Origin of the sequence: Levyella massiliensis (assembly GCF_000308275.2) — a bacterium.
Classification (GTDB): domain Bacteria; phylum Bacillota; class Clostridia; order Tissierellales; family Peptoniphilaceae; genus Murdochiella; species Murdochiella massiliensis_A.
Window position 1 is genome coordinate 492,203 of the sequence record NZ_HG529490.1, and the last position, 13,274, is coordinate 505,476.

Sequence of the window (13,274 nt, forward strand, 5' to 3'; positions counted from 1 at the left end):
TATGACGATGATGCAAGTGTTAAAAGACTTTGCCTATTTAAGTGTATTGCTATTAATCGGCTTTGAAATGCGTAAGCGCATTTCTTTCCTGCAACGCTTTTTTATCCCGACGTCCTTGATTGCGGGATTTTTAGGAATGTTGCTGAGTAAAAGTTGGCTCGGAGAGGTTGCAACTATCTACATTCCTTTCAGCAAAGGTATTGGACAGTGGGCAGGTGCATTAGTTGTCTTTATTTGCGCGACAATGTTTTTAGGTATCCAGTTGGATTCAATTGGGCGCGACGGAATGGCAACAACCTTTCTTGCAGGCGCTGCGCACCAAGCACAGCTACTTCTTGGATTGGGTATTACCGCAATTTTCTGTTTGTTTATGAAGGATTTGCCATATCAATTTGGTTACATGGGAGTTTGGGGATTTTATGCCGGGCATGGTAATGCAACAACCGTTGGAACCATTATTCAAGAAGCAGGTCTATGGGATGATGCTTTAGGTGTAGGTGTCACTTTTGCTACCATTGGGATACTAACCGGTATCATAGCGGGAATGATTCTAATTAATTTAGGTGCCAAAAAGGGCCTCACTCATGTTAAAATGTCGTTTCAAGATATGCCAGAGGAACAGAAAACGGGTTACGTAAAACCGGCGGATCGACGTTCCCTTGGCAATGGTGTCACAAATGCTTCGTCTCTCGATCCTCTTGCTTTTTCTTTAGCTATTGTTGGAGCTGTCATTGTTGTCGGCGTCATTCTGCGTGAGCTGCTCATTCAAATTCACCCGATCATGAAGCGTTTTCCATTGGTTGGCGCTGTTCTTCTGTCCAGCATGGTTATAGGAGGCATCATCAGCAAAACAAAGTTTAACGATTATATTGATCGCAAAACAATGAGCCGCATTACCGGGACGGCATTGGAGTATATGATTACTGCTGCTATTGCGACTACATCCATGCGCATCTTTATTTCATACGGTATACCGTTACTAGTAGTATCGTTGGCGATGGGCATCGGAAACTATGTAATCTGTATCAAACTTGGTCGCCGTTGGTTGCAACATGATTCTTTTGAATCTGGTGTCGGTCTATTTGGTATGGCATGCGGTGTTTTGGCCACTGGCTTGATGTTGATTAAGGTAATGGATCCCGATTCGGATACCACTGCTTCCTCGTGTATTTCCACTTCCAGTACATTGGGTTATTCTTGGCAAATTCCGTATATGGTTGTGGGATCGTTGGCAATTTTTACTGCACCGGTGATTACTACGGTTATAAGTGTGTTGTTATTCCTCTTTTTCCTCATTGGCGGTCATCTGCTGTTTGGGCGTAAAAAGAAAGACGCATAAAAGATTATAAAAAAGGAGGATTTTAATGAAAAATACTTTTATAGCTGCAGCGATTCAAATGGATTCCCAGCAAAATGTTGACGATAATCTGCACGTTGCGGAAAAGTTTATTCGTGAGGCGGCAAAACGCGGAGCAAAGCTGATTACTATGCCGGAAAATATGAATTATTGCGGCCCAGACAGTGTCGGACATGCAGAAGAGGTGCCGGGGGGACGGACATTTCAGTTGATGTCTTCTTTAGCAAAAGAACTTTCCGTCTGGTTACATTGCGGAAGCATCTATGAAATCAATAAAGAAGACGATCGACCTTATAACTCAACTATGATTATTAATCCGGATGGGGAGTTTGTGGCAAAATACCATAAGATTCATCCCTTTGATATTGTCATCCCTGGTGGAGTAGAGAACAGGGAGTCTGATCGAATCTCACCGGGTAATCACATTGTTACCGTTGATACCAAGGATTGTGGTATTTTAGGTTTATCGATTTGCTACGATATGCGTTTTTCCGAGTTATATCGTATTATGGCTCTTGAGGGGGCGCAGATCCTGATGATGCCTGCTGATTTCACCATGCCGACGGGAAAGGATCATTGGGAATGCATTTTGCGTACAAGAGCGATCGAAAATGGTTGCTATGTCATCGCACCGGCTCAAATTGGTCAGAAACCGAAATTTGCAGCCTATGGAAATACGTTGATTGTGGATCCATGGGGAAATGTAATTGCAAGGGCCTCCAACAAGCCGGGAGTGATTACCGCAGAAATTGATCTTGATTATATGGACAAAGTTCGAAATCAACTTTTCAGCCTACAAAATCGTCGACCGGACATTTACACATTGAAGCGTGCCTAAGAAAAAAAGCGTGAAGGGAAAGGCTTATGCCTTTCCCTTTTTAGAAAGGGTATTATGCAACGCCAAAAATCTGTTTTATTAACTATACTTGTTGCGTTCATTTGGAGTCTTTCCGGTTTGTTTGTCAAAACGATCTCGTGGAATGCTATGGCGATTGCTTGTGGACGCAGCGCTTTTGCAGGAGTATTGCTTTGGCCAATTGTACGAAAAAGTAAAATACATTTGGACCGTGCTGTTTTTGGCTATGCCATATGTTATTGCCTTTTCACCTATAGTTTTATCGGTTCTAATAAGCTGACGACCGCTGCAATGGCGATTATGATGCAGTATTGTGCTCCTATCTATGTTGCGCTCTTTTCGTTTTTTTGGTGGAACGAAAAGTTAAGTCGTGCGGATCTTCTTTGTCTATTTGGCGTGATTATAGGGATGGTGCTTTTTTTTCTTGACCAGTTCGGTGGGGGAAGTGCATTGGGTAATCTGATTGCAGTTGGCAACGGTATATTTTTTGCAGGCATTTCTCTTTTTTTGCGTCAACAGAAAAACAATGATCCGATTGTCTGCGTTTTTATGGGCAACATGTTAACCGCCATAGTAGGCTTGCCTTTTCTTGTACAAGTACCCTTTACGTTTGGAATCGACTGGATGCTTGTTCTGCTCAACGGAATTTTTATTGCTTTATCTTATGCATTGTATGCCTATGCAAGTAAAGGTCTGAGTGCGCTTGAAGCGGTATTGATCCCGATACTGGATCCGATTTTAACGCCGATATGGGTTTTGCTGCTCATTGGAGAAAAACCGGGCGTCAGCGCTATAATCGGTTCAGCAATCATCCTCACTTCCATTACAATGAATGTGTGGTCGAAACGAACATCGGATCCCACACATAAGGAGGTAGCTACAGGTGTTTGATCGTCGCTACTATACGTACGTAAAAGCTGTGGAAAAATCACAAAATTTTACCCGTGCGGCAGAACAACTTTATATTTCTCAACCCGCGCTGAGTCGATTTATCAAACGCGTTGAAAATGAATTGGGCATTGTTCTTTTTGATCGGGATGCTATGCCCACAAAATTGACGGAGCAGGGGAAAATTTACCTATCCTACATGGAAAAATTTTTAGCCATGGAAAAAGAAATGAAAAGCAAGCTGATCGGCCACGAACAGAATGAAACGGACGTTCTTTCCATCGCCACTATTCCATTATTGGGTGTATACGTCTTGCCTAAGGTTATCCCTTCCTTTGCCAATCAGTATCCAACGGTTAATCTTGAAGTTTTTGAGGGACCGATTTTTGAATGTCTCGAAATGATCCAAAAGAGAAAAGCGGATATTCTACTTACAAATATGATCCCGGAAGATCCGGATTTGGAACATATGGTATTGGCGGCAGATCCGATTATGCTCGTTGCGAGACAAAAAGAAGGATTCATGGATAATGAAACCAAGGAATTTTCTCCTTTTAATCCGGAAAAAATCGATTATTCGAAATTAAAGGATGAGCCTTTTATCGTATTACGTCCATGGCAAAACATTCGTCTTTTTGCCAATCAATTTTTTTCTTATTATGGTCTGAAACCGAAGGAATTGATTGAAGCACCGAGTTTATCATCGGCTTTAGGCCTAGTGGAGAGCGGAAAAGGCATATCTTTTCAAACATTGTCTTCTCTAATGTCTTTGCAACCCTCGTCCAATTTACGGTATTTTTCCGCAGGACAACTGGAAAACGTGACCTCTATTCTCGCTGTGTATCATAAGGGAACAAAAAAGAGTATCGTAGAACGTTTCTGTCAACGCGCAAAATTGGTGTTGGCTGAAAAATTCTCGATGAAGCAAATGAAAAGCCATCGTTCGGGTGTGGTACAATAGGTACGTTAGTGGTAGTGTTTCATTCTCTTCACGAGGAAAGAGAAAAGCAAAGGAAAAGGCGGAAAATTATGACGAATGAAGAAAAACTGAGCAATCTCATCAGCGATGTTCTCCAAGAGCAATATTCGCTGAAGCTGGATACGATCCCTATCGAAGTGCCGCGCAACACAGACTTCGGGGATTATGCTTCAACAATTTGTATGCAGCTGGCCAAACAATTAAGGCGTGCCCCACGCCAGATCGCCGAAGAGCTTGCGAAGGTTTTGAAGGAAAAATCGGATGTACTGGAATCGGTGGAAGTGGCCGGCCCGGGCTATCTGAATTTCCGTATTAAGAAAACCTCTCTTGCCGCTATTGTTAACAAGGTTTTGGCACAGGGCAAAAAATATGGTGAAAATTATAGCGGAAAACGCCAATCCATTTTGGTAGAATACGTCAGCGCCAACCCGACTGGTGATCTGCACTTGGGTCATGCACGCGGGGCTGTTTGGGGCGATGTCATCTGCCGTCTGTTAAAAGCAAGCGGTTATGATGTATTGCGTGAATACTATATCAACGACGCCGGTGCACAGATGACAAACTTAGGGTTGTCTGTATATGCCCGTTATGCACAATACTTCGGCCGTGATGTTGCCATTCCGGAAGATGGCTATAACGCCGAGGATGTTAAACAAATTGGGGAAGAGTTAGCCAAGACCCTTGGCGATGTGTGGCTGGATAAAGAAGAAGGTCGCACGGAATTCTTTAAGCAGGAAGGCTATAAGAGAGAGCTGAAGAAGATCGAAGAAGTTCTGCGTGATTTCCGCTGCGAATTCGATTCTTGGATCAGCGAACAATGGCTCTATGATTCCGGTAAAGTGGATGAAGCCATTGCCAAAATGAAAGAGCTGGGCATTGTTTATGAGCAAGATGGTGCGATCTGGCTAAAAACCACAAAGTGGGGCGATGACAAAGACCGCGTCTTGCGTAAAGCCAATGGTCTTTTGACCTATATGACGCCGGATATTGCAAACCACCTCTATAAATTCGACCGTGGCTATACCAAGTTGGTCAACCTCTGGGGCGCCGATCACCACGGCTATATCAATCGTATGAAGGCAGCCTTAATGGCTTTCGGCTACCAGCGCGATGACTTGGAAGTAGACATTATTCAGATGGTGCACCTTGTCGAAAACGGACAAGAAGTCAAGATGTCCAAACGTACCGGCAATGCGGTGACAATTCGCGAGTTGATTGATGACGTCGGCGTTGATGCTTCGCGTTACTTCTTTATCAGCCGTGCGGTAGAAGCACAGATGGACTTTGATATCGGTCTGGCAAAGAAGGCTTCCAATGAGAACCCGATCTATTACATTCAATATGCGCACGCGCGCGCAGCAGGTTTGCTAGAAAAAGCGCCGGAATTCAAAAAAGTGGAAAATTACACCCACTTGACCAGCGAAAAAGAAGTCGTTCTGCTGAAACTGTTGGATTCATTCCCTGATTTGGTGGCAGAAGCTGCAAAATTGCGTCAGCCGAATAAGATGACCAACTTCTTGATGCAATTAGCAACCGCATTCCACAGCTTCTATGGCGAAACAAAGATCGTCGATGAGGCAGATCCGGAAGGCACGAATGAACGTGTTGGTCTGGTGTTGGCCGTAAAAACTGTTTTACACAACGCATTAGACCTGATTGGTGTATCGGCTCCGGATAAAATGTGATATAAAAAGAGTGGCGCTTTAAGCGGCAACGCTTGTAGGCGTCGGTACATTACTATTTCGATTGAAAAAGGAGTAAAAATATGCCAATCAATCTGCAAGGAAGAAGTTTTCTCACATTGTCGGATTATACGCCGGCGGAAATCCAGTATCTGATCGACTTGGGACAGCGGTTTAAAGAATTAAAGATGACCCGTACCCCGCATCGCTATCTGGAAGGTAAGAACATCGTTCTGTTGTTCGAAAAAACCTCCACACGTACACGTTGCTCGTTCGAAGTTGCCGGCCGTGACTTGGGCATGGGCGTGACTTATTTGGATCCGGGTTCGAGCCAGATGGGCAAAAAGGAATCCATTTCGGATACCGCTAAAGTTCTGGGACGTTTCTACGATGGTATCGAATACCGCGGCTTTGATCAGAGAATGGTCGAAACGCTGGCTGAAGATTCCGGCGTTCCGGTATGGAACGGTCTGACCGATGAATTCCACCCGACACAGATGATTGCAGATATGCTGACCATTCAGGAAAACTTCGGTTACCTGAAGGGCATCAATTTCGTCTTCATGGGCGACTGCCGCAACAATGTCTCTAACTCTTTGTTGATCACTTGCGCAAAACTGGGTGTTAATTACACCGGTTGCGGCCCGAAAGAACTCATGCCGAAGCAAGAGCTGATCGATAAAGCAAAGAAATTTGCGGAAGAGTCCGGTTCCATCATTCGCTTCACGGATGATGTTGAAGAAGGCACGAAGGACGCTGACGTTATCTACACGGACATCTGGGTCTCCATGGGCGAGCCGGATGAAGTTTGGGAATCCCGCATTAACCAGCTCTATCCCTACAAAGTCAACCAGAAGGTCATCGACAATGCTTCGGAAGATGTCATCTTCCTGCACTGCCTGCCTTCCTTCCATGACCTCAAGACCACCATCGGTGAAGAAGTCAACGAGAAGTTCGGTGATAAATTCGACCTGGACGGCATGGAAGTCAACGACGAAGTCTTCTTGGGCAAACACTCCAAGGTGTTCGATCAGGCAGAGAACCGTATGCACACCATCAAAGCGGTGATGTTCGCAACGTTGAAGTAATCTTTCACGCATTAAACGAGAACAGCAAAGACAAATTTGTCTTTGCTGTTTTTTTTGTTTAAGTATGGTATCGTAGAATAGAAAGGCTTTCCTGCCAATGGAGGTGGGGAAGGGCAAATTGAAATAGAAAGGAAACGATATGGCTCTCAATAAAAAGGGCATGATTCTGGGCATAGGGCTTGCTCTTTGCCTCAGCTTCTTGCCTCAAACGGCAGCAGCCAAAGAGGATACATCACCGACGGAAAACTGGGTGATATCGCTGCCTGTAGACAAGATGGAGAGTAAGGAAGATGCGCAGGCCACCGCTACTTCGGATACATCGCCTTTAAAAAATGAAGCGGCAAAAAAGTCCGCCGAATCGGCGCTATCCACCGTTAAATCCAAGCCGATCCTTTTAGAAAACAAGGTTCAGGAAAAGGATTCCGAAGAAAAAGCTGAAAAGAAGGAGAATTCTTCCGTAACCGACGAAAAGACAGAGGAAAACGCAGAGAAGGGAAGTGAAAAAAAACCTTTGATGTCGCTTTCGCGCACAGGTGCCGGTAAAGAAACAGACCGCGGTGTACAGCTGTCCATGACCGAAGAACGCAGCTATCGGGCAGTGGTATCGTTCGAGAATATGACCTTGGAAGAATTAAAACAAGCCAACTTCTCCTGGACGTTATCCCGTACCAAAGCCGAAGCGCCGAATGATTGGTCTTTATTCCCGCATCAGAAGCTAGGCGGCCCCTTGCAGGATTGGCGTACGGTACACACCAAACACGCACAAATCAAGGAAGAATATCCATCAAAGCCATTATTTAAGGATATTCAAACAAAAGTGCAGATGGTGGACGGAAAGCCGAGTGTTGTATTAACGTTCCGTAATAACAAACTCTTCGGTTTCGATGGGATTGACATTCGCGATCGCGCCGTCGTGCGCTCTGCCATGATGGACTATTACGGCACCTATCACTTGACGCTGCTTGTAAACGGCAAGGCTGTTGCTGCCCATCTCTTTACGTTCCGTCCCTACGACGCTTATCGTTCACAAAAAGAGGTGGATCAGGAATTGCCGGAAGCCGTCGCCGAAGCGCGTAAAAATGGTTTGTATGCCGATGTTAAACAATTCGGTAGTTCGGCACAAGGCAGAGCCATGCGCACCGTCTTTGTCGCGAAATCCGAAAAGGACTTGAGTGACTATCAGGCTCTGAAGGCGCGCGTGCAGAAGGATCCTGCCGGCGTCTTAAAGGAACTGCGTGACGGTACGCTGCGCTATAAGGTGCCGGTCATGTATTCCAACATTCACGCGGATGAAATCGTCGGCGCGGATGCCGTGATGGAATTTTTGCGCATGCTTAGCCGCAACGAGAAAGTATCATATCGCTCCATTACCGGGCTTACCGAAGAAGGTAAGAAAGAATTGGCCGTCGAGATGGAAAAGGACAAAGCTGTCTGGTCCAAGCTCATTGAAGATAAAGTGACCGGTATCGGCTATATCCGCGGCAACGGCGGAATCAGCAACGGCAGCAATTACGATGGCGGCATTGATGCCTCGGCGGATTTAAGCGAAGAAGATTTCCATAAATACTACAACAGTGAAACCCGCGTCTTTGATCCGCGTCACATTCTCGATCATGTGTTCTTCATTTTAGTGCCGTCAGAAAACGTGGATGCCCGTACGGTCAATTCCCGCACGAACGGAAATGGCTTTGATTTGAACCGTGATAATACCTATCAGACGCAGCCGGAAACCCGTGCGATGTCTCAGCTGATCAGCAAGTGGAACCCGATTTCCCTGCATGAATTCCACGGTTATTATCAGTATTACCAGATTGAACCGTGCAGCCCCACACACGATCCGAATAACGAGTATGACTTGTTTATCGATACAGCTATGAAGCAAGGGGAAGCCTTTGCGGCGGCATCGCTGGCAAACAATCGCACCATGAATAGTGCTAAGATTCCGATGCGCGATTATCTGAAGAAACAAGACGATGGTACGGTATTCTGGGAGTATCCGTTTGATGATATGTCTTCCAGTTATACGCCGCAGTATGCCATGATGCACGGCGTGAACGCCTATACGGTTGAGTCTGCCTATGCCAATGCTGATGCCGTTCGTGCACTGCAGTTCGGATGTGTCGGTAATGCGGATTTCGTTGTGAAGAATCGTGATCGCATGTTCACGAACCAGGTAATGCGCTATCTGCGCGGTGTTAAAAATATCGATGCGGAAGCCATCCGCAAGTACTATGTCAATCAAAAGGATGAGGCGGGGGCAGAGGCGGATGTATTCCGTCCGAATAAGAATGAGAACAAGAACTTCTTCCCGGAATACTATGTCATCCCGATGGATGCGAAGATGCAGCGCAATCGCAAGGCAGCGGAGGAAACCATTGCTCTCTTGCTGCGCAATGATGTCGAAGTCAGTCGTTTAACCAAGGCTAAGACAGTGGATGGTGTCGTGTATCCGCAAGGATCCATTGTCATCAATATGCGCCAAGCTAAGCGCAATATGGCAAACCAGGTCCTGTATCCCAATATGGTCATTCGTGACTGGTCCGTCGGGTCTCTATACTCGGAACCGGTAACCAATTTCTCCGCATTCCGCGGGTTCACCATGAACACGCTTAGAAAAGTCGGCGTCTTTGATGGCGCCTTAGAAGCGATCACAGAAGCGCCGCATCCTACCTCTGTTGTAATAGGGAAGGGGCCGGTCAGCATCATTAAGAACAATTCTCTGGAAGCAATTCAGGCCGTTAATGCACTCTTAAAACAAAAGGCACAAGTAAGCCTCATCACAGCGGGGCCGATGCGCGGCAATTTTGCTACACCGTCGAAAAACCTGGTCGGCATCGCGGATCGCTTCGTACTCAACGTTTTAAAGCAGGGGACGGTACCGGAAGGTCGCCTGATTCAAACGAATTTAAGCCTCTATGTACCACGTGCCTATGCACAAGAGGCTATTCAAGACAAAGATGGTAACCCCGTTGGTATGGTGGGTTATAAGAATCGCCTGAATACGAACGGTAATTGGGATTTCTTTGCTCTGCAAAAGCAGATGGGCTTTACCTTAGCCAAGAGCCCGGAAGAAGCCAGTGCCATTGTCGGTAGCCAGTATCCTCATAACGATGCGGACGTTGCTAAAGCCATTGCTAACGGCAAGCCCTATGTGGGCTACACGTCGGATGCTTTGCAATTTGTAAAGGATACGAAGCTCAGTGATTTGCAATTCAAACTGGACGGTGACTGGATCGGATTTGACGCCTTATCCAAGGTAGAATTCCCGGTAAAGGATTTAGCGACGGCACCATACGAAGAAAGCGGAGACCACATCATGTACGGCTACGGTGGGGATTATTTCCTGACCACGCCGGATGGCGGCACGGTTTTAATTCGCACGGCCAAAGACCAAGACCCGCTTGAAGCGTTCATGACGCAGGAATACATGAATGGGTACAAAGGCAGCATCCAGGCCGTACGTATTCATAAGGACGGCAAAACGATGCGTCTCTTCGCCAACACCTTGACCAATAAGGCACATCAGCAGGACGATTATCGCTATCTGGCAAACTCCATTTATGCCGAGCATCTGTTGGATAAAAACTGGACACTGGCCGAAACAGGAATGACGTCGGCGGTGAAGACCGGAAAAACAAATGCAGTAAAGAAACCACAGACGCAAAAAGAAAAGACAGCACCAAAAACGTCGGATGTCGGTATCGAATCTATGTTCGCGCTGGCACTGTTAAGCAGCGGGTTGTTTCTTATGGTATCAATGGATAAGAAACAGAAGCACGTACGAACAAATAAGTAAAAGATCCTAAACGGATCGGTAACGAAAGGGGAGCCTCGATTTGAGGCTCCTTTTTGTTACGCTGTTTTCGAGATTTAATTTATGTCACAAAATCAATATTTTGCGACAAACAAGGGCGGGAGATTAGACTCTGTCATGTCCAACATCCCGCCATACTTATATTCTTATTGCCACGGCTGTCCCTTTACCGTCCAGACATCCTGATAGAACCAACGCAGTGTGGATGTTTTCGTCCGATAGGTTTTACTGAGCCCGCGATACCACCCCAACAATACCTTAAGTAACGCTTCATCCGGAATTTCTCCGCCGTAACGCACCGCCTGCAGTGCCTTTGTCACTTCGATATTGGCCGTTTGTGCCAGAGTCGGATCCGTTCTTTCTAAGAGAAGTTTTACCGCCTTTACGAAATCTGTCAGCGTATCGTCCGGTTGTAACACTTGGCCGTGCAGCTTTACTAGTCGATGCAAATGTTGCCACAATATGCGGAACTTTTCGTCATTTTCACTGTTCCAAGCGGATAAATCACCATAGAGGCGATTTTTCCATGCACGATAACGCCGATTCGCGATATACGCCGCCAGAAGGCCCATAGAAAGCAGAAGCAGGATAAGACACCCAATGACACCTATTTGTAAGTCCAAGGGGCTTCTCGGCGATTCTACGGCCTCGTTTTCATCCGTTCCCTGTGAATTTTCAGGATTTTCATCGGACGCCGGACCTTCCTCCTTTTCACTGCTGAAAGAAGATGAAATCGATTCGGATGCGTCTGATGATGCTTCTTCGGAGATGTCAGAGGATGCTTCAGCGGAGTCTGTGACATCCAGGTCCGTCGGCGGAACGAAATCCGGTAAAGGCTTCTTGGCCATATCCGGATTCAAACCACTTAACGCGCTCAGATGCGAGGAAGGCGTTGCTTCAATTGGAACCCAGCCCATACTGTCTAAATAAACTTCCGTCCAGGCATGCGCTTGTTTAGAAGATATTGTGCGTTCGCTAACGGCTTGCGCTGCTGAAGCCTGTGGTACGACAAATCCTTCAGCATAACGCGTGTTATAACCAATGTCGCGTAACAAAAGGCTGTAAGCGGTCGCAAAATAGATACAATAGCCTTTTTTATTTGTTAAAAAGTTATCAAGAAAACCTTGTTTATCCGGAATTTTCGGTACGTTCAAATCATACTGATATGTTTGTTCGAAATGAGCCCGTAGCTTTTGCAACAGAGCGGGAAAATCGTCTGTATTGCCATCATAGAGTAAAGCGGCCAGTTTCGGATCCTTTTTGCGTACCAGATTGGCATATTTTCGCTCTCCCCTGCCGTGTGAAGGACTGAAAAGCTGTTGCACCTGAGGACGCCAATAATTCGCTACCAAAGGCACAAAATCGAGATTTAGAAGCCCGTAATCATCATAAGCTGTTGCGCTGACCACCATACCGGACGCACTGTAGAAGAACGCTGTCTTAGCATTGTATTGCGTCAGCAGATCCTGCGTTTTGGCCCCGGCGGGTGCCTTCGCATTCAAATGCACGATCGTAGCCGGTTTTCCGCCATGGAACACAATGCGCGTCGGCTTTGCCGTCTGCAAAAAATAGAGTGTAGGACGATACAGACCTGACTGAATCGCCGTATCACGTGCGGCGGCATTGCGGAACCAAAACACTTTGGACGGATCCGTATCAAATTCATCATAATAGTGCTCGGAAAATGACAGGGGCAGCAACTGTTGGGATGCAGAAAGCGACCAACTTTTGCCGTCAAAATGATCATAAGAAGCGCCTCGCAAATAGAAAGACGGGGCTTCGGCACGTACCGTCAGATACGGGGTATCGGTCAGCTTTACCGGTCCGCCCACACGCAGATTTCCCTGCGGATAAAAGCCCAGTTCCGCCAAGGAAAAGCTTGTAATTTCGGTTCCGGTTTGCGTGGGCATCATCCGATTTAACTGTTCGGAGAGTGTCGAATTAAAAAAGAAATCCGGAGGAATCACAAACTGCAAAGCGAACGTCAAAGCCAATACTATGCTTCCAAAAAGCAAAGGCGGACGCTGATCCCGTCTGTCCGGATCCTGGCGAAAAGCATAGGAAGCATAGACACAAAAAAGTCCGGCCATCAGCCATAGCAGCCAAAAGGGATCCTGCGTGAGTTTTGGTATATAAAACAGAGGCGCGATCAAAAAAATCATGTTGAGAATGGGAATCGGCAGTGTCCAGTTCGATAAAACGGACAAAAATGCGACAAGCGCATAGAATGCCGGTAAAAAGATGTCCGGGCGCGCTCCCTTTTGACTGTTGATCGTAATAGCCCAGCGGAAGGCATCGGCCAAAGCGTTCCAAAGGGATTGCCACCAGGCTAATCCAAAGAACGGTATCGATAGAGAACTCTTCAATACATATTGAAAGCCCACCATAAGCATGGCTATGCCCAAGACAGAAAACGTAATCTTCCAAAAACGCAGCGCAACAATCAGAAGTGCAACCAATCCCAGCATCGTTAATATGAGGCTTACCAAAGGTGGCATGGGCTGTTCCAGCAAAAGAAGCGTAAAATGGCAGACGACGACCGCAAACAAGGCTGTTGTCAGATACGCCTGTAACATCTGTATCAGGTCTTTTTCCTTTTCCTGTACCATA

Annotated in this window: 8 protein-coding genes and 1 pseudogene; 8 read left to right on the forward strand and 1 reads right to left on the reverse strand. The window is 46.3% G+C overall.

What is annotated here, in order from left to right; translation table 11 throughout:
* The first annotated feature begins 1 nt into the window (after position 1).
* From BN98_RS02280 to BN98_RS02310, 8 genes and pseudogenes are all read left to right on the forward strand, one after another.
* Positions 2 to 1,339 carry a sodium/glutamate symporter gene (locus BN98_RS02280; RefSeq protein ID WP_019189941.1) on the forward strand — a complete coding sequence of 446 codons (1,338 nt, stop codon included), beginning with the start codon at positions 2 to 4 and terminating at the stop codon, positions 1,337 to 1,339.
* Between the two features lie 25 nt (positions 1,340 to 1,364).
* Complete coding sequence (locus BN98_RS02285; RefSeq protein WP_019189940.1) at positions 1,365 to 2,195, forward strand: carbon-nitrogen hydrolase family protein; 831 nt, start codon at positions 1,365 to 1,367, stop codon at positions 2,193 to 2,195.
* A gap of 54 nt (positions 2,196 to 2,249) precedes the next feature.
* On the forward strand, positions 2,250 to 3,104 hold the full coding sequence (locus BN98_RS02290; protein ID WP_019189939.1) for a DMT family transporter: 855 nt from the start codon (positions 2,250 to 2,252) through the stop codon (positions 3,102 to 3,104).
* A 28-nt stretch (positions 3,105 to 3,132) separates the two neighbouring features.
* A pseudogene (locus tag BN98_RS08730) lies at positions 3,133 to 3,273 on the forward strand (helix-turn-helix domain-containing protein); the annotation flags it as partial.
* A gap of 27 nt (positions 3,274 to 3,300) precedes the next feature.
* Positions 3,301 to 4,062 (forward strand): LysR family transcriptional regulator substrate-binding protein, encoded by a 762-nt coding sequence (locus BN98_RS02295; protein WP_242826671.1) that lies wholly within the window; start codon positions 3,301 to 3,303, stop codon positions 4,060 to 4,062.
* Positions 4,063 to 4,130: 68 nt separating this feature from the next.
* Positions 4,131 to 5,765: an arginine--tRNA ligase gene (gene argS / locus BN98_RS02300; protein ID WP_019189937.1), complete on the forward strand. Its 1,635-nt coding sequence runs from the start codon at positions 4,131 to 4,133 to the stop codon at positions 5,763 to 5,765.
* An 80-nt stretch (positions 5,766 to 5,845) separates the two neighbouring features.
* Positions 5,846 to 6,850 (forward strand): ornithine carbamoyltransferase, encoded by a 1,005-nt coding sequence (gene argF / locus BN98_RS02305; RefSeq protein WP_019189936.1) that lies wholly within the window; start codon positions 5,846 to 5,848, stop codon positions 6,848 to 6,850.
* 139 nt (positions 6,851 to 6,989) lie between these two features.
* Positions 6,990 to 10,646 carry a M14 family metallopeptidase gene (locus BN98_RS02310; protein WP_019189935.1) on the forward strand — a complete coding sequence of 1,219 codons (3,657 nt, stop codon included), beginning with the start codon at positions 6,990 to 6,992 and terminating at the stop codon, positions 10,644 to 10,646.
* A gap of 164 nt (positions 10,647 to 10,810) precedes the next feature.
* On the opposite strand, the gene BN98_RS02315 is transcribed toward BN98_RS02310, so the two are convergent.
* Positions 10,811 to 13,273, reverse strand: coding sequence for a transglutaminase TgpA family protein (locus BN98_RS02315; RefSeq protein WP_019189934.1), 2,463 nt, complete (start codon positions 13,271 to 13,273; stop codon positions 10,811 to 10,813).
* Between the last annotated feature and the right edge of the window lies 1 nt (position 13,274).

What these genes read in the sequence shown, in the direction of transcription:
- BN98_RS02280 (WP_019189941.1), top strand. Translation starts at nt 2, where the DNA reads ATGACGATGATGCAAGTGTTAAAAGACTTTGCCTATTTAAGTGTATTG.
- BN98_RS02285 (WP_019189940.1), top strand. Translation starts at nt 1,365, where the DNA reads ATGAAAAATACTTTTATAGCTGCAGCGATTCAAATGGATTCCCAGCAA.
- BN98_RS02290 (WP_019189939.1), top strand. Translation starts at nt 2,250, where the DNA reads ATGCAACGCCAAAAATCTGTTTTATTAACTATACTTGTTGCGTTCATT.
- BN98_RS02295 (WP_242826671.1), top strand. Translation starts at nt 3,301, where the DNA reads ATGGAAAAATTTTTAGCCATGGAAAAAGAAATGAAAAGCAAGCTGATC.
- argS (WP_019189937.1), top strand. Translation starts at nt 4,131, where the DNA reads ATGACGAATGAAGAAAAACTGAGCAATCTCATCAGCGATGTTCTCCAA.
- argF (WP_019189936.1), top strand. Translation starts at nt 5,846, where the DNA reads ATGCCAATCAATCTGCAAGGAAGAAGTTTTCTCACATTGTCGGATTAT.
- BN98_RS02310 (WP_019189935.1), top strand. Translation starts at nt 6,990, where the DNA reads ATGGCTCTCAATAAAAAGGGCATGATTCTGGGCATAGGGCTTGCTCTT.
- BN98_RS02315 (WP_019189934.1), bottom strand. Translation starts at nt 13,273, where the DNA reads ATGGTACAGGAAAAGGAAAAAGACCTGATACAGATGTTACAGGCGTAT.